This window comes from Cryobacterium sp. Sr8, assembly GCF_004403225.1.
GTDB lineage: Bacteria > Actinomycetota > Actinomycetes > Actinomycetales > Microbacteriaceae > Cryobacterium > Cryobacterium psychrotolerans.
Genome location: NZ_SOHO01000038.1, coordinates 55,983 through 71,407 on the forward strand (window position 1 = coordinate 55,983; position 15,425 = coordinate 71,407).

Annotated in this window: 17 protein-coding genes; 2 read left to right on the top strand and 15 right to left on the bottom strand. The window is 69.4% G+C overall.

Annotation, left to right across the window (positions count from 1 at the left end; all coding sequences use genetic code 11):
- Window positions 1-18: 18 nt before the first annotated feature.
- From E3T54_RS06345 to rpsB, 8 genes are all read right to left on the bottom strand, one after another.
- On the bottom strand, window positions 19-318 hold the full coding sequence (locus E3T54_RS06345; protein WP_241977089.1) for a hypothetical protein: 300 nt from the start codon (window positions 316-318) through the stop codon (window positions 19-21).
- Between the two features lie 61 nt (window positions 319-379).
- Window positions 380-961 (bottom strand): lytic transglycosylase domain-containing protein, encoded by a 582-nt coding sequence (locus E3T54_RS06350; protein ID WP_241977090.1) that lies wholly within the window; start codon window positions 959-961, stop codon window positions 380-382.
- A gap of 140 nt (window positions 962-1,101) precedes the next feature.
- Window positions 1,102-1,647 carry a DivIVA domain-containing protein gene (locus E3T54_RS06355; protein ID WP_134475023.1) on the bottom strand — a complete coding sequence of 182 codons (546 nt, stop codon included), beginning with the start codon at window positions 1,645-1,647 and terminating at the stop codon, window positions 1,102-1,104.
- 44 nt (window positions 1,648-1,691) lie between these two features.
- Window positions 1,692-2,672, bottom strand: a complete 981-nt coding sequence (locus tag E3T54_RS06360; RefSeq protein WP_134475024.1) for a phosphatidate cytidylyltransferase — start codon at window positions 2,670-2,672, stop codon at window positions 1,692-1,694.
- A gap of 13 nt (window positions 2,673-2,685) precedes the next feature.
- Window positions 2,686-3,240 carry a ribosome recycling factor gene (gene frr, locus E3T54_RS06365; RefSeq protein WP_092325214.1) on the bottom strand — a complete coding sequence of 185 codons (555 nt, stop codon included), beginning with the start codon at window positions 3,238-3,240 and terminating at the stop codon, window positions 2,686-2,688.
- A 32-nt stretch (window positions 3,241-3,272) separates the two neighbouring features.
- Window positions 3,273-3,989, bottom strand: a complete 717-nt coding sequence (gene pyrH, locus E3T54_RS06370; protein WP_092325216.1) for a UMP kinase — start codon at window positions 3,987-3,989, stop codon at window positions 3,273-3,275.
- A 116-nt stretch (window positions 3,990-4,105) separates the two neighbouring features.
- Window positions 4,106-4,933, bottom strand: coding sequence for a translation elongation factor Ts (gene tsf / locus E3T54_RS06375; protein WP_092325218.1), 828 nt, complete (start codon window positions 4,931-4,933; stop codon window positions 4,106-4,108).
- 11 nt (window positions 4,934-4,944) lie between these two features.
- Window positions 4,945-5,883 carry a 30S ribosomal protein S2 gene (gene rpsB / locus E3T54_RS06380; protein WP_092325221.1) on the bottom strand — a complete coding sequence of 313 codons (939 nt, stop codon included), beginning with the start codon at window positions 5,881-5,883 and terminating at the stop codon, window positions 4,945-4,947.
- A gap of 340 nt (window positions 5,884-6,223) precedes the next feature.
- Here rpsB and E3T54_RS06385 point away from each other — a divergent pair, with 340 nt between their 5' ends.
- Window positions 6,224-6,826 (top strand): M23 family metallopeptidase, encoded by a 603-nt coding sequence (locus E3T54_RS06385; RefSeq protein WP_241977091.1) that lies wholly within the window; start codon window positions 6,224-6,226, stop codon window positions 6,824-6,826.
- Between the two features lie 29 nt (window positions 6,827-6,855).
- Here E3T54_RS06385 and E3T54_RS06390 read toward each other — a convergent pair whose 3' ends face one another.
- The 6 genes from E3T54_RS06390 to E3T54_RS06415 form a co-directional block, all read right to left on the bottom strand.
- A complete protein-coding gene (locus tag E3T54_RS06390) occupies window positions 6,856-7,881 on the bottom strand; it encodes a tyrosine recombinase XerC (RefSeq protein ID WP_370255008.1) in 1,026 nt (341 codons plus the stop codon).
- Window positions 7,882-7,890: 9 nt separating this feature from the next.
- Window positions 7,891-8,796, bottom strand: coding sequence for a phosphodiesterase (locus E3T54_RS06395; RefSeq protein WP_134475025.1), 906 nt, complete (start codon window positions 8,794-8,796; stop codon window positions 7,891-7,893).
- A 141-nt stretch (window positions 8,797-8,937) separates the two neighbouring features.
- Window positions 8,938-10,191, bottom strand: a complete 1,254-nt coding sequence (gene dprA, locus E3T54_RS06400; RefSeq protein ID WP_134475026.1) for a DNA-processing protein DprA — start codon at window positions 10,189-10,191, stop codon at window positions 8,938-8,940.
- Window positions 10,188-11,723: a YifB family Mg chelatase-like AAA ATPase gene (locus E3T54_RS06405; protein ID WP_134475027.1), complete on the bottom strand. Its 1,536-nt coding sequence runs from the start codon at window positions 11,721-11,723 to the stop codon at window positions 10,188-10,190. Before E3T54_RS06405 ends, dprA begins: the two co-directional genes overlap by 4 nt.
- A 43-nt stretch (window positions 11,724-11,766) precedes the next feature.
- A complete protein-coding gene (locus E3T54_RS06410) occupies window positions 11,767-12,123 on the bottom strand; it encodes a YraN family protein (protein ID WP_134475028.1) in 357 nt (118 codons plus the stop codon).
- A 127-nt stretch (window positions 12,124-12,250) separates the two neighbouring features.
- Window positions 12,251-13,384 (bottom strand): alcohol dehydrogenase catalytic domain-containing protein, encoded by a 1,134-nt coding sequence (locus E3T54_RS06415; RefSeq protein WP_370255012.1) that lies wholly within the window; start codon window positions 13,382-13,384, stop codon window positions 12,251-12,253.
- A 172-nt stretch (window positions 13,385-13,556) separates the two neighbouring features.
- Between E3T54_RS06415 and E3T54_RS06420 the strand changes: the two genes are divergently transcribed.
- Window positions 13,557-14,366, top strand: coding sequence for a metal-dependent hydrolase (locus E3T54_RS06420; protein ID WP_166804852.1), 810 nt, complete (start codon window positions 13,557-13,559; stop codon window positions 14,364-14,366).
- A gap of 11 nt (window positions 14,367-14,377) precedes the next feature.
- Here E3T54_RS06420 and E3T54_RS06425 read toward each other — a convergent pair whose 3' ends face one another.
- Window positions 14,378-15,163: an SGNH/GDSL hydrolase family protein gene (locus E3T54_RS06425; protein WP_241977092.1), complete on the bottom strand. Its 786-nt coding sequence runs from the start codon at window positions 15,161-15,163 to the stop codon at window positions 14,378-14,380.
- Between the last annotated feature and the right edge of the window lie 262 nt (window positions 15,164-15,425).

The window sequence follows — 15,425 nt, forward strand, 5'->3', positions numbered from 1 at the left end:
CATCCTCCGACAACCGGGTCAATTGATTTTCCAGCAGTGTGAATGCCAGTGTCGTCGGGCAGCGATGTCGGCTCCGTCGCCGAGGACGCCGTCGCCCCGCCACGCGACGATATGCGCGACCCCGGGCACGACCCGGAGGCCGCAACCGGGACACACGTAGTTCTTCAGGGCCTGCGCCGCCGGCACCGGTTGAACGTGCCACTGGCCGTCACGACGGATCTCCGTGCGACGCCAGCCCGCCAGCAGGCTGGACAGATCGGCTTCGCCGTCATCGTCGACGCCGGGCTTATGGCCCCTGGGGCGGTTGCTACGAGGCATGAGACCAGTCTATGGGGCTGGTTTCGGGAGCCGGCTTCGGGCGCCGGTGCCAGCTGTGAGCCTAATACCAGCCGTCGGCCTGGGACTTGCCCCAGGCGCCGCAGGGCGAGCCGTACCGGTCGGTGATGTAGCCCAGGCCCCACTCGATCTGGGTTCCGGCGTTCGTCGCCCAGTCGGAGCCGGCCGAGCCCATCTTGGATCCGGGGAGTGCCTGGGGAATGCCGTAGGCGCCGCTCGAGGAGTTCATGGCATTGACGCGCCAGCCCGACTCCTTGTTCCACAGGGAGACAAGGCAGTTGAACTGGTCTTCGCCCCAGCCGCGCGCAATGACCTTGCCGTGCGCGATGGCCTGGGCGGAACCCGGGCTGGGCACGGCAGCATCCGGCGCTGCGAAGCCTGCTGAGGCCGCCGCCTTTGGTTTGGGCTTGGGCTTTGGCTTGGGCTTCTCGCCCACGGTGAAGCTGTCGCGAGAGACGGTGTTCGTGTAGCTGCCGGCTACGAGAACTTCCTGGCTGGCCTGGCCGGCAAAGCGGTCCCCGGCCGGCTGGAAGTACGGAGACGCCGTTGCGCCGGAGTACGGGTCGATGACGCTCACCAGGACGAAAGCGGATGCCGCCGTGAAAGCGAAGACACCCAGGGTCAAACGGCTCCGCGAGCGGGGTCTGACCATCCGGGCCCTGGGCGGCTGGTGAGCCGCAACAGGTTCGATTACATTCAGATGTCTACCCACGATTTGTCGAGCCTAGCCCAGATCGGCGGTCACAGCGAGATAACAGGCCGATGTCAGCGAACCGCGAGCATCAGGTCGACCACGCCGTCGAGCACGAGATCGACCTGCGCCTCGCGGTATCCGCCGCGCTGCGGACGGAAAACGGCGGTGCGCACGTCGTCGACGCTGAGCGCGCGGCCTTTCTCCAGGTGTTTGACGACTCGGCTCGTGAACCGGTCGACGTCGGCGAGGCTGTACCCGACGGTGAGCACGCTCGTCCGCGTGAAGCGGTGCCCGGGCGGGCGAGTGAGCCGGTCGAAGATCTCCTGCGTCTTCTTGCTCGCCTCCGCGGAGATTGCCTGGCGGCCCTTGGTCCGCACCGCGTCGTCACGCTCGCGCGCGGCGAAGGCATCCTCGAGGCGCTCCAGGGCTGCGTCGACGTGCGAGGGAGAGTAGCCACCCTTCTGCATCGCGAAGGCCGTGTGACGGATGGACTCGGCCGTCAGCTGCTCGGAGACACCCTTCGCGTCGTACGCGCTCCGGGCCGCTGCGAGGAAACCATCGACCTGCTCGACGCTGTAGCCGAGAGTCTTCTTGTCGGTCAGGGGAAAGGTGCTCACCGCTTCATTCTCTCGCACGCTCGGCTTCACTGCTGCAACCGGGCTCAGGCGAAGATGAGGAAGAGCGCGTAAGCGGCTGCGGCGGACGGGAGGATCGAGTCGAGCCGGTCGAGGAATCCGCCGTGTCCGGGAAGCCACGAGCTCATGTCTTTGATGCCGAGGTCACGCTTGATGAGCGACTCGGCGAGGTCGCCGAATGTGGCGGTGACCAGGATGACCGACCCGAAGATCAGACCGAACCACCACGGCTGGCCGAGCATGAAGAGCGAGAGGAGCACGCCGGCGACCATGCAGACCAGAGCGGCCCCGGCCAGGCCCTCCCAGGTCTTCTTGGGGCTGATGCTGGGGGCCATCGGGTGCTTGCCGAACGACAGGCCGCTGGCATAGGCGCCCGTGTCGGCGGTGATGACCAGAAGGAGGAATGCGAGAGTCCACCACTGGCCTCCCGGTTGGGCGGCGAGCAGCACGGCGAAACTGGACAGGAAGACGACGTAGGCCTGGATCAGGAATCCGGCGCCGATGTCTCCGAGCACGCTGCGGAACTCCGCCCGGTGCGCGGGCCAGGCGAGCAGTGCCATCCGCCAGAGGGCAATCAACAGGATGCCGGCCAGCGTAGCCAGCCATTGGCCCTCGGCGCCCCAGTAGAACGCGGCCGGGACGACGGCCACGGCCGCGATGACGACCGGGATCCGGGGAACGATGCGCCCGGCGTGACGCAGAGCCTGGGCGAATTCGAAGGCGGTGAACGCCACGATCACGCCCGCGAAGACCATGAACAGTTCCTTGATGAAGATCAGGCTGAACACCATCGTCAGCCCCAGCACGAGCCCGATCAGCACGGCCAGGATCAGATTCCGGCCCGTTCGCGCCTCGATCCGAACATTCGTGGCATCGATTTGCGCCCGGGTCGCCTGAACCTGGCGTTCAAAGTCGGCTTTGGTGGCCTCGACCTGCGCCCGGAATTCGGCGCGGTTGGTGCCACGACCGCGCTTGGGGGGCTGGGGGCCGGGAGGATCCTGGGTCATGACGGCGACTCCCCTAGATCTCGAGGAGCTCGGATTCCTTGCGCTTGAGCGCGTCGTCGATGCTGTCGACGTGGCTCTTGGTGATCAACTCGAGTTCCTTCTCGGCACGTGACACCTCGTCTTCACCCACGTCGCTCTTCAGCGCGTCGAGCTCGTCCTTGGCCTTGCGGCGGAGGTTTCGCACGGAGATTTTCGCATCCTCGGCCTTGGTCCGAACGATCTTGACGTATTCCTTGCGACGGTCGGCCGTCAGCTCGGGCAGGGTCGCCCGGATGATGACACCGTCGTTGCCGACGTTGGCCCCGAGGTTAGGGGTGTCCCGGATGGCCACCTCGATGTCGCGGAGGGCGCCCTTGTCGTAGGGCGTGATGAGCAACGTGCGCGCCTCGGGGTTCTGCAGGGAGGCGAGCTGCTCGAGGGGCGTCATGGTGCCGTAGTAGCTGACCAGGATCTTCGCGAACATCTGGGGGTTCGCACGCCCCGTCCGAACGGTTGCGAAGTCGTCTTTGGCGGCTTCGACGGCCTTCGTCATGCGCTGGGTGGAATCGGACAGAACATCCGCAATCACGGGGACTCCTTCTTCGGTGGGCAGGATCAAGCTTAGTTGGAGACGAGGGTTCCCAGATCGGCGCCCAGAATCGCAGCCGTGACGTTGCCGTCCGGCTTCATTCCGAACACCTGCATGGGCATCCCGTTGTCCATGCACAGGCTGAAGGCGGTGGAGTCGACGACCTTGAGGCCGCGCTGCAGGGCTTCCTGGTAGGTGATGCGGGCGATCTTCGTCGCATCGGGGTTGGTGCGCGGGTCGTCGGAGTACACGCCGTCCACACCGTTCTTGGCCACCAGGACGACCTGGGCGTCGATTTCCAGGGCGCGCTGGGCGGCGACGGTGTCCGTGGAGAAGTACGGAAGGCCCGCCCCGGCGCCGAAGATGACGACCCGGCCCTTCTCGAGGTGACGTTCGGCGCGCCGCGGGATGTACGGCTCGGCGACCTGGGTCATGGCGATGGCGGACTGGACGCGGGTTTCCGCGCCGGCCTGCTCGAGGAAGTCCTGCAGGGCGAGGGCGTTCATGACGGTGCCGAGCATCCCCATGTAGTCGGCCCGGCCGCGGTCCATGCCGCGCTGGGAGAGTTCCGCGCCACGGAAGAAGTTGCCGCCGCCGACGACGATGGCGATCTCAACGGTCTTGGCCGCTTCGGCGATTTCGCGGGCGAGGGAACTGACGACGTCGGGGTTCACGCCCAGGGCTCCTGCCCCGAACGCCTCCCCGGAAAGTTTGAGGAGGACCCTGCGCTTCTTACCCGTTTCTGACATGCCGTGCGAGTCCTTCCGTTGTGACGTGGTTCTAAAGCTACTGCGTGCACCTGCGAGTGAGGGCACAGAAAAGGAGACCGGATTGCGTTCGCAATCCGGTCTCCCTCATGGTGAAGCTACGCGCCGACCTTGAACCGGGCGAAGCCCGAGACGGTGACTCCGGCATCGGCGAGGACCTTGCTCACGGACAACTTGTTGTCCTTGGCGTAGTCCTGCTCGAGCAGGGCAACCTGCTTGAAGTACGCGGTCACGCGACCCTCGACGATCTTGGGGAGTGCCGCTTCCGGCTTCCCCTCGTTCTTCGAGATCTCGGTGACAATCCGACGCTCTGCCTCGACGGCGTCCGCAGGGACGTCTTCGCGGGAGAGGTACTCGGGGTTGGCGAACGAGATGTGCTGCGCAATGCTGCGCGCGGTCTCCGCGTCGTCACCCGAGTAGCCGACGACAACGCCGACCTGCGGGGGCAGGTCCTTGCTGGTCTTGTGCAGGTAAACCGCGAACTTCTCACCCGTGACGGATGCGACGCGACGCAGTTCGAACTTCTCGCCGATGATGGCGGCCTCGTCGTTGATCAGCTCGGCGACGGTCTTGCCGTCGGCCGGTGCGGCCAGGCCCTCGTCGACCGTGGTGGCGCCGGCAGCGGCGACCGCGTCGATGACCTTCTCAGCCAGGGCGACGAACTTGTCACCCTTGGCGACGAAGTCGGTCTCGCAGGCGAGCTCGATCATCGTGGCGGTGTTGCCGATTTCCTTGGCGGCGACGAGCCCCTCGGAGGTGGAACGGTCGGCGCGCTTCGCGTTGCCTTTCGCCCCCTTCATCCTGAGGAGTTCGACGGCCTTCTCCATGTCGCCATCGGCTTCAACGAGGGCGTTCTTGGTGTCGACCATGCCGGTGCCGAGGCGTTCGCGCAGGGCCTTGACTGCTTCGAGTGTGACGTTTGCCATACCTGGTGTCCTTACTTGGTCTCTTCGGCGGGTGCGTCTGCGGCGGCAACCTCTTCGGTTGCGGCCTCAGCGGCAACCTCGGTGGCTGCTGCTTCTTCGCCGGCGACCTGCTCGGCGGCAACCTTCTCGGCTGCAACCTCTACGGTCTCGGCGGAGGACTGCTCAGGAGTGGTCTCCGTAGCGGCCTCGGCCTCAGCGGGGGCGGCCAGGAGTTCGGCTTCCCAGGCGGCGAGGGGCTCAACTTCGGCCTCCGGCTTGGCGTGACGCTGGATGAGGCCCTCGGCTGCCGCGTCCGCGATGATGCGGGTCAGCAGGCCGACGGAGCGGATGGCGTCGTCGTTGCCCGGAATCGGGTACTGGACGTCGTCCGGGTCGCAGTTCGTGTCGAGGATCGCGATGACGGGGATGCCGAGCTTGCGGGCCTCGTCAATGGCGAGGTGCTCCTTGTTGGTGTCGACAACCCACAGCGCCGACGGCGTCTTCGTGAGGTTGCGGATACCGCCGAGGCTCTTGTGAAGCTTGACGAGCTCGCGCTTCTTGATGAGCATTTCCTTCTTCGTGAAACCGCTCTTGGCGGTGTCCTCGAAGTCGAGCTCTTCGAGCTCCTTCATGCGAGCCAGACGCTTTGACACGGTCTGGAAGTTGGTGAGGAGGCCACCGAGCCAGCGCTGGTTGACGTACGGCTGGCCGACGCGCTGCGCCTGCTCCGAGATCGATTCCTGCGCCTGCTTCTTGGTGCCGACGAAGAGGATGGTGCCGCCGTGGGCAACGGTCTCCTTGACGAAGTCGTACGCCTTGTCGACGAAGCCGAGCGACTGCTGAAGGTCGATGATGTAGATGCCGGAACGCTCGGTGAAGATGAAGCGCTTCATCTTCGGGTTCCAACGTCGGGTCTGGTGCCCGAAGTGCACGCCGCTGTCGAGCAGCTGGCGAATGGTTACGACGGCCATGAGCCGTTCTCCTTGTCCGGCGCGCGCTGCGAGGCAGCGAAACGCCAATCGGTTTCACGCGGCAATCGGTCGATCGCCTCTCCTGGTGCCCGGCACACAACCGCCCCTGCTTCCTGCGAAGCGGGGACCGAATGGTCGTGGAGGCCGAATGGGCACGCGTAGTCAGCGCACTAAAGCGCTGCTGGGATGAGTTTAGCACCAGGCCGACCGGGTCCGCGGACACCGTCGTTCGCCACCGGGCCGGCACCAGGCCTTCCACCACAACCGCGGCGCCGAGCCGACCCCGCACGGATGCCGGCCCCGGGCATCCGGACGGCGGGCGCACGCACAGGGTGGGTACGTGTCCTCCTCCCGAGCATCCCCGTTCCGGGTGTGGCCGTTCGGGGCGTCGCCTCCCCGAGCGTGGCCGTCCCTGGCGCGGCCGTCCCGTTTGTTCGCCGCGTCGCTGCTCGTCCCGTTCTGGCTGCTGCCCGGCTCCTCGCCTCCGGCCACCTGGCTCTGGCCAGTGCCTGCCCCGCACTCCGTGACGAGGTCGTTCGAGGCCCCGGCCTCCCCCTACGCCGCCGGACACCGGGGCATGGATCTCCCCGAGCGGCGGGGCGCCCCCGTTTTCGCACCGGCGGGAGGCGTTGTCTCCTTCTCCGGCGTCGTCGCCGGCCGCCCTGTGGTGTCGATCAGTCACCCGGGCGACCTGGTCTCGACCGTCGAGCCCGTGATCGGCGTCGTTCCCGTAGGCGACCGTGTTGCCGCCGGGCAGCGAATCGGGCTGATGGCATCCGGCGGCCACTGCGCGGACGCCTGCCTACATTTCGGCGTGCGGTTGCACGGGCAGTACGTGTCGCCGATGCTCTTCCTCGGCGGGGTTCCCCGCGCCGTGCTCCTGCCCCTGCAGGCCTCAATCCTCCGCGAAACTGCAGTTGTGCCGCTTAAAACGCCCTCATAACGTGCACAACTGCGGTTTCGCGGGGAGTATTAGGCGCGGGGGTGGGCGGTGCGATAGCTCTGCTTGAGCCGCTCGGCGGATACGTGGGTGTAGATCTGCGTGGTGCCCAGGCTGGAGTGCCCGAGCAGCTCCTGCACCGCACGGAGGTCGGCCCCGCCGTCCAGCAGGTGGGTGGCCGCCGTATGCCTGAGCGCGTGAGGACCGGCCGGCCCCGCTCCCGGGAACTCGACGAGGAGACTCGCGACGAGGCGGTACACGGCACGCACGCCGAGGCGCGTGCGCCTGGTTCCGAGGAAGAGTGCTGACGGCGCCGGCGACGAAGATGGCCGGGACTGCGGCGAGGACTGCGCCGCAGCGCGTGCCGCTGCCGCAGTCTGGGCGGCGGTTTTCGAGGCGGCCGGTGCCGCGGCCAATACCGGACGCGCCCGACGGATGTAGTCCACGATCGCGCCCTGCGCCGGGACCCCGAACGGCACCACGCGTTCCTTGCCGCCCTTGCCGGTGACCCGGACGGTCAGCCGGTCCAGGTCGACGTCGCCGACGTCGAGGCCGACGAGCTCCGACACCCGCAGGCCCGACGCGTACAGGAGCTCGATCACCGCCAGGTCCCGAAGCGCCGTGGGCGCACCGTGCTCGGCTCGTAGCGCCAGGGAACCGAGGAGTTCCTGCATCTGGCTGCGGTTGATGACCCGAGGCAGCGTGCGGCCGGGCTTCGGCGAGCGCAGCCGCACGCCCGGGTCGACCGTGCCGGCACCGGTTCGTGCCAGCCACGCCGTGAAACTCCGGGCGGAGGCCGAGTGCCGGGCGATCGTGGAGCGAGCGAGCCCGGCCTGGGTGCCCGACCAGAGCCAGTCGCGGAGCAGGTCCAGGCTCAGGGCATCCGTCGTGGTGTGCCCGCGCAGCTCCGCGAAGGTGGCCAGCGCGGCGAGGTCGGTGCGGTAGGCGCGAATGGTGTGCGGCGAGAACCCGCGCTCCACCGTGAGGTAGAGCACGAAGTCGTCGATGGCGCGGTCCAGGTGCACTCCCCCGGCATCGACCCCCGCATCGGATATCACCGCAGCGCCTCAGGCGTGCCGGGAGAACGCCTCGGTGCGTTCCTCGGCGGTGAGGCTGGCGAAGCGGTCGAGGAATGCGGCGTCGAAGTGCGTCACCACGTCGTAGGCGCCGAGCGGCACGTGGGAATGCACGACCTGGTCTTCGTACACGCGCACCAGATTGAATGACTGGCCCCCGTCGACCCCGGACAGCTCGCGCCGCGGCGCGCTCGGGTCGAGCGTGTAGCAGGTGGCGGCGGCCACGGACACGGGGATGCCCGCGAACTGCCCGGTCGTCGCGGAGTGCATGTGGCCGCCCAGAATGGACCGGATGTCGCTGCCTGCGATCACCTCGGCCAGGCGCGGCTGATCCCGGAGTTCGAGGATGCTCATCAGTGCCGTCGGGGTGGGGACCGGAGGGTGGTGCAGGGCGAGGAGGCTGCCGTGGGGGGCCGGATCCGCGAGCACGCCGGCCAGCCAGGCCAGCTGTTCGTCGGACACCTCGCCATGGTGATAGCCCGGCACGCTCGTGTCGAGCACGATGACCCGGAGGCCGCGGATGTCGAAGACCGCGTCGACCGGCCCGGTGTTTGCCGATTCCTCTTCGCGCAGCAGTTCGGTGCGGAAGGCCGTCCGCTCGTCGTGGTTGCCCATGACCCAGATGACCTGGGTGCCGAGGCGATCGGCGGCCGCCTCTACGAGGTCCCGCACGCGCCTGTACGCGTCGGGCTCGCCCCGGTCGGCGATGTCGCCGGTGAGCACGATGGCGTCGGGGCGCAGCCCTGATCGTTCCAGCTGCTCCAGCGCCCGCTGCACCGTGCTGTCCGTGTCGACGGCTCCAAAGAGCGGCCGCTCCGCACCGAGGAAGTGCGTGTCGCTGAGGTGCACCAGGAGGTGCGAGGCCGGCGAGTACTGGCCCCAGTCTTCGTCTGGCATGGATCCCCCTGGTGGGTCTGATTCGTGGGTCAGCGACCACACTACGACCAACCACCGGCACTCCCCGTGTCGGCTCGCGAACAGCCGGCCGATGGGATGAACGCCGGAGCGCTCTCGATCCCCGAGCCCACAAGCCAGGCATCACGTTCCGCGGCCGATCGAGACCCAACCGGTCTCGCGCTCGCTCACCACCCCGTCGAGGTCGAGCGCGCCGAGGGCGCCCAGTACGGCCGCGGTTGACATCCCGGCCCTGCGCGCGATGTCGGGCACGGGGCGCGGGGACCTTCGGCTCAGCGCATCGAGGACGCGGATCTCCTCGCTGGTGCGGGAATCCGTCCCGCCCGCGGCGCCCTCGGCCTCGATCCGGTCGAGGGCCCAGACCCCTTCACCGGCAAGCTCGGCCATTTCTGCGGCGGTGGTCACGCAGACGGCGTCGAACTCACGGATGAGGCGATGGCATCCGGCCGAGGCGGGCGATGTGACGGGCCCCGGAACCGCGCCCAGGGGACGGCCGAGGGCGGCGGCGTGGCCGGCTGTGTTCAGCGAGCCGGATCGCCAGCCCGCCTCGACCACGACGGTGGCCGCGCCGGCAGCGGCTATCAACCTGTTGCGCTGGAGAAATCGCCATTTCGTGGGCGCGGCGCCGCACGGCAACTCGGATACGACGGCGCCCACCTCGGCGATGCGGCTGATCAGCGCGTCATGACCGGTCGGGTAATGCCGGTCGACTCCCCCGGCCAGGAACGCGAGAGTAATGCCCTCGCTGGCGAGGGCCGCGCGGTGGGCCATACCGTCGATCCCGTAGGCGGCGCCGGACACGATAGCGAAGCCGCGGTCGACGAGCCCGGCGGCGGCCTCCATCGCCACGTGCTCGCCGTAGCCGGTCGCTGCCCGGGCACCGACCAGGGCGACCGCGTGCGGGAGAGCGTGGAAGGCCGCCGGGTCGCCGCGCCACCAGAGCGCGATCGGGGCGTGCAGGCCGAGATCGTCGAGCGACGCCGGCCAGAGCGGGTCGGAGGGCAAGAGCAGTCGCGCAGACACCCGAACTGCCTGCTGCAGGGAATGGATGACCTCGCCGGAGGACAGGCGCGGGCGCCACCGCTGCAGGCCCTGCTCGAGCTCGCTCTCGAGCTCCTCCCCGGCGACGCCGCTCTCCCGCACTGTGACCGCGAGCCGCTCCGGCGTCCACGTCTCGAGGACGGCGGTGAGGGCCACGCTCGCGCCCAGGCTGCCGACGAGCAGACCCGCGACCCCGTCGCCCGGTTCGGCGATGCCGGTCCAGGCGGCTCGGGCGAACACGTCGGCCGGAGCATCCCGCTCCGACTCATCGCAGCCCGGGTGCACGCCCCTCGCCAGCCCCACGATCACCGACTCCTCCAGCCCGAACAGTGTCATGTCGTCACTCCCTTCCTCAGGTAGAGCGCCTGCCCGACGTGGTCGGCGCCCGGGCGCTGCACGCCGTCGAGGTCCGCGATCGTCCAGGCGACTCGGAGCACGCGGTCGTAGCCGCGCATGGTGATTCCGCCGCGCTCGAGCGCACGGTCGAGGGTGGCCGTGATCGATCCGCCGAGGCGCGATTGCGGGCCACGCAGCCAGGGTCCCGGGACCTCGGAGTTGAGGGACCACGGCGTGCCGGCCAGGCGGGCGGCGGCCGCCGCCCTCGCGTCGATCACGCGGCCGCGCGCGGTGACGCTGGAGCGCCGCGGCTCGTCTGCCGCGAGGCGCAACTGGGCCGCGGTGACGCGGGTCACCCGCAGCTGGATGTCGATCCGGTCGAGGAGCGGCCCGGAGATGCGGGCGAGGTAGCGCCGCCTGGCGCTCGGCGGGCAGGTGCAGTCCAGATCGGTGGAACCGTACTGACCGCAGGGGCAGGGGTTGGCCGCCATGACCAGTTGGAACCGGGCGGGAAAGCGTGCCGTCGCGTTGGCTCGGTGGATGATGATGACACCCGACTCGAGCGGCTGACGGAGTGCGTCGAGCACCGAGGAGGCGAACTCGGGCGCCTCGTCGAGGAAGAGCACGCCGTGCGAGGCCCGCGCCGCCGCGCCAGGCCGGATCTGTCCGCTCCCGCCGCCCACCATGGCCGCCGCGGTCGCCGTGTGGTGCGGGGCCTCCAGCGGTGGGCGTGTGATGAGCGCGCGCCCGAGCGCGTGGCCGCTGAGCGAGCGCATCGAGCTGACCTCGAGGGAGGCCGCGGCGTCCAGATCGGGCAACAGCCCCGGCAGGCGCGCAGCGAGCATGGTCTTTCCGGAGCCGGGCGGCCCGAGCATGAAGACATGGTGGCCGCCCGCGGCGGCGATCTGCAGAGCGAGCACGGCATCGTCGTTGCCGAGCACGTCGACGAGGTCGGGCTCTTCGACGTGCTCGGCAGGGTCCGCCGGCGGCACGATCGCGTCGACGGGGATCGGCTCGAGCCGGGCGCCGTGCCAGATCGCCGCGTCCCGCAGGGTGGCGACGCCGATCACGCGCATGTCCGGGACGAGCGACGCCTCGTCGGCGCTGCCCGCGGGGACCATGACGGTGGTGTGCCCCAGCCTCGACGCGGCGACGACGGCCGGCAGTATCCCGGGCGTGGGACGCAGCCGTCCGTCGAGGGCCAGTTCGCCGATGTGCACGACGCCGGCCACCGAGTCGGCCGAGATGAGCTCGTCGGCGGCGAGGCAGGCGACCGCGATGGCCAGGTCGAAGCCCGAGCCGTGCTTCGGCAGCGCGGCCGGGGACAGGTTGATGGTGAGGCGGTTGCGGGTGAGGGGGCAGCCGGAATTCGCGGCCGCGGTCCGCACGCGATGCGTCGCCTCCGATAGCGCGGCATCCGGCAGCCCGATCAGGAACATCCCGGGAAGCTGGCCGGAGATGTCCGCCTCCACCTCGACCAGGGCACCGGTGAGGCCGAGGAGGGCCATCGCGTGGGTTCTGGCGAGGCCCATCAGGCTCGCCCCGCCGGAACGCTCCGAGGCCGGAGCCGCCCCATCAGAACACCCCGGCGAGATGTTCGATCACCGGCGTCTTGCCGGGCTCGGCGATCACGGCGATCGCGTCGATCCGGATGCGGCCCGGCCATGCGTCCGCCTGCTCGCACCAGGCCGCGGCCAGCCGGCGCAGCCTGGCCAGCTTGGCGACCGTGATCGCTTCGAACGGATGCCCGAAGCCGGTGCCCGAGCGCGTCTTCACCTCGACGAAGACAACCTCGCCGCCACCCTCGACGACGAGGTCGATTTCACCCTGCGGACACCGCCAGTTGCGGGCGATCACGCGGTAGCCGGCATCGGTCAGGAAGGCCGCCGCACAGTCTTCCCCGCGCCTGCCCAGTTCGTCTTTGCGAGCCACGAGCACCTCCGGCCCCCAGCGTGTCGGAGGAGGAGGTTCCCGCCGCCGTCAGGGGCGGTTTCGGTGCGGGATGGGTCGCGCGCGGTCGCTGTGGAGGAACCGGCGAGCATCGGCGCCACCCGGTTCCCTATTCCATCGCGAACAACCGACGGACGACCCGTCCCTCGGCCAGGGCATCCAGGCCCTCGTTGATGTCGGCGAGCGGCCGGGTGTCGGTGTGCAGGAGCTCGACCGGAAGCTTGCCGTCCCGCCACATCTGCAGGTAGAACGGGATATCCCTGGCCGGAACGGAATCGCCCATGTAGGAGCCGAGGAGCCGCTTGCCGGCCCCAGCGAACTGCAGGGCCTGCACGGTGATCGTCTGGTCGGGGTGCGGCAGCCCGACGGACACCAGGGCTCCGCCGCGGGTCAGCAACCCGAGGCAGGCCTCCATGACCCGCCCGCTGCCGACGGCCTCGATGGCCACGTCGACCCCGTCGCCGGCGTGCTCCGCCACCAGCGCGGCCGCCTGTTCGGGCGAGCCGGCGACGTGCGCACCGCAGCGGAGCGCGAGCGCCTGCTTTTCGGGAAGCGGGTCGATCGCGATCACCGTGGTGCCCGGCACCTGCGCGGCCGCCATGACCGCCATCAGGCCGACGGCCCCGAGACCGAACACGATCACCGATTCCCCCTCGCCCAGTCGCGCGGTGTTGAGTACGGCGCCCATCCCGGTCAGCGCGGCGCAGCCGAACATGGCGGCAACGTCGAAGGGCACATCGTCGTCGACCACGACAACGGATTCGCGGGCCACGACCGCGTACTCCGAGAACGCCGAGACTCCCAGGTGGTGGTTCAGCCGGTCGCCCGCGCCCGTACGAAGCACCGCATCGCCGTGCAGGAGGTCCCCGGCGGCGTTCGCGATGGCGCCCCGGTGGCAGAGGGCGGGCCGGCCGTGGTTGCACGCACGGCATTCGCCGCAGCTGGGCACGAAGACGAGCACCACCCGGTCACCGACACGCACGTCGGTGACGCCGGACCCCACCTCGGCGATGGTTCCCGCGGCCTCATGGCCGAGTGCCATCGGCAGCGGCCGGATGCGGGAGCCGTCGATGACGGACAAGTCTGAGTGGCACAGGCTGGCGCGTTCGATCTTGACGAGCACCTCGCCGCGCCGTGGCGCCGGCACATCCACCCGTTCCAGCGAAAGCGGGCGGCTGGTCGCGTAGGGGCGGACGGAGCCGGCGTGGCGGAGAACGGAGGTGAGCATCGTCGCTGGAGTCATGGTCCTCAACCTACTTGGCGGCGCGCCTGACGAACGGCGGCCATGTCACCGGCGGCACCTACAGTGGGAACCGTCGGCATCCGCTCAAGCGAGGCCCGGCGACACTCCCCGCCGAAATCCCTCGCGAATTCGGCGTGCAAAAGACACGTGCAACAAGACAGGACCCGCGCTCATGATGGGTGGACACCACGCCATGTCCGGCGCCGCCGCCTGGATCGCCGTCACGGCAACGGCGGGGCACGGCCTCGGCCTCTTCCCCGTCACCCCGGTCGGCACAATCGCCGGTGCGCTGCTCTGCGCCGGGGCGGCGCTGCTGGCGGATGCCGACCACGGCTCCGCGACCATCGCCCAGTCGGTTCCCGTGCTCGGCAAACTCGTCACTTCCGGCATCTCCCGGGCCTCCGGAGGGCATCGGCACGGCCTGCACAGCCTGCTCGCACTGCTCTGCGCCTGGTTACTGGCCACCGGCTTCGGCCACATCGTCTGGCAACCGGAGTGGTGGCACGAGCCCGTCAGCTTCGGCCCGGCCGTACTGACCGCGGCCGCCGTCGCGTTCGCCGTGAAGGCGCTCGGGTTTTCCGACGGCCCCTGGCCGGTGGCGTGGCTGATCGGCCTCGGTGTGGCGGCGTTCATCGCCCTCTATGCTCCCGAGCAGCAGGCCTGGTTCGTCGTCTGCTTCACCCTCGGCTACGGCATCCACCTCGTCGGCGACTTCCTCACCACCGGGGGGCTGCCCCTGCTGTGGCCCTGGGTTCCGAAACCGCCGCGCTGGTGGCGGAAGGTGCCCCTGTTCAGCAGCCTGTGGTCCAGGGGCGGTTACCTCGCACTTCCGGTGCTGGGCAATGCCGGGTCACGCCGCGAGTGGTTCCTGCTGGTCCCGGTCACGGTCTACGTGGTCTACGGGATCCTCTTCGCTGTGCTCGCGATGGCCGGCGTCGACCTGGGCGCGTTCATCGACACGGAGTTCGCCGACTTCCTGTGAAGGCCGGCGCCTCAGAGGCCCAGCTTCGCCAGCTCGGCGTCCATCCGTTCGGCCAGTGCCCGGTAGCCGTCATCATTGGGGTGCAGCCCGTCCCCGGCCATCCATTCGGGATGACCCTCGATCCAGTGCGAGGCGCCCGGGATGTAGTCGGCACCGACCTGCGCCGCCGCGTCCCGCACCCAACCGATGATGCGCTCGACCGAGGAGGGCCGCGCGTCCGTGTACCAGAACGGCTCCACGACGATCAAGCGGGCGTCCGGGAGGGCCTCGTGCAGCCTGGTGAGGTCATCCGTGATGGCGGCCCGGATGTCAGCGGCTCGGTCGGGCATCGAGAAGTTGTCGTTGAGGCCCATGGTGACCATGACGATGTCCGGATTGGCGCTGATCACCTGGTCGACGATGTCGGGATTGGCGCTGATCACCTGGTCGACGAGGTCGGGACCGGGCCGCGAGTCGCGCTTGTTGACGAACCCGAGGCCGTTGACGCTGGGGTTCACCTCGTTCCAGCCTCGCTCGGCCGACACGATGGTCGACCAGCGCTTCGCCGGGCCGGAGGCCCCGGTGCCGAGCGTGTAGGAGTCGCCATAGAAGGCCGCCGTCGGGCCGGTGGCGGAGTCCTGGTCGGATGCGACCGGCGTTCCGCTCCTGACGGCGGCGCAGCCCGTCACCACGACGAGAGCCGTCACCATGCCCAGGCCGGCCAGCAGCCAGGCGGCCAGCCGCCGGCGCGAGGTCAGGCGTGAGGTCAGGCGTGAAGTCAGGCGCGAGGTCAGGTGTGGGGCCGGGCGTGAGGTCATGGGAATCCTTCGGAGCGAGCGTCCGTTTCGCTTGGCCTTCGCTTGGCCTTCGCTTGGCCTTCGCTTGGACTTCGCTTGGACTTCGCTTGGCGTTCGCCCGGCCCGTGGTGGAGCGGTCGAGGCTCAGGTGGAGTCTAGAGGGTCGGGGAACGCCGGGCGTCAGAACGGGGGTGGCGGGTCGATCCGGGTGGCCGGTTCGGTCGTGTACTCCCGGCCGGCGGGCGAGGTCCAGGTGAGCGTGCCGTCCCTGGCGTGGGTCACG

Coding starts and splice junctions, on each gene's coding strand:
- tsf (WP_092325218.1), bottom strand. CDS start 4,933: ATGGCAAACGTCACACTCGAAGCAGTCAAGGCCCTGCGCGAACGCCTC.
- pyrH (WP_092325216.1), bottom strand. CDS start 3,989: ATGTCAGAAACGGGTAAGAAGCGCAGGGTCCTCCTCAAACTTTCCGGG.
- rpsB (WP_092325221.1), bottom strand. CDS start 5,883: ATGGCCGTCGTAACCATTCGCCAGCTGCTCGACAGCGGCGTGCACTTC.
- E3T54_RS06420 (WP_166804852.1), top strand. CDS start 13,557: ATGATGGGTGGACACCACGCCATGTCCGGCGCCGCCGCCTGGATCGCC.
- E3T54_RS06415 (WP_370255012.1), bottom strand. CDS start 13,384: ATGACTCCAGCGACGATGCTCACCTCCGTTCTCCGCCACGCCGGCTCC.
- E3T54_RS06360 (WP_134475024.1), bottom strand. CDS start 2,672: ATGACCCAGGATCCTCCCGGCCCCCAGCCCCCCAAGCGCGGTCGTGGC.
- E3T54_RS06345 (WP_241977089.1), bottom strand. CDS start 318: ATGCCTCGTAGCAACCGCCCCAGGGGCCATAAGCCCGGCGTCGACGAT.
- dprA (WP_134475026.1), bottom strand. CDS start 10,191: ATGACACTGTTCGGGCTGGAGGAGTCGGTGATCGTGGGGCTGGCGAGG.
- E3T54_RS06425 (WP_241977092.1), bottom strand. CDS start 15,163: ATGACCTCACGCCCGGCCCCACACCTGACCTCGCGCCTGACTTCACGC.
- E3T54_RS06405 (WP_134475027.1), bottom strand. CDS start 11,723: ATGGGCCTCGCCAGAACCCACGCGATGGCCCTCCTCGGCCTCACCGGT.
- E3T54_RS06395 (WP_134475025.1), bottom strand. CDS start 8,796: ATGCCAGACGAAGACTGGGGCCAGTACTCGCCGGCCTCGCACCTCCTG.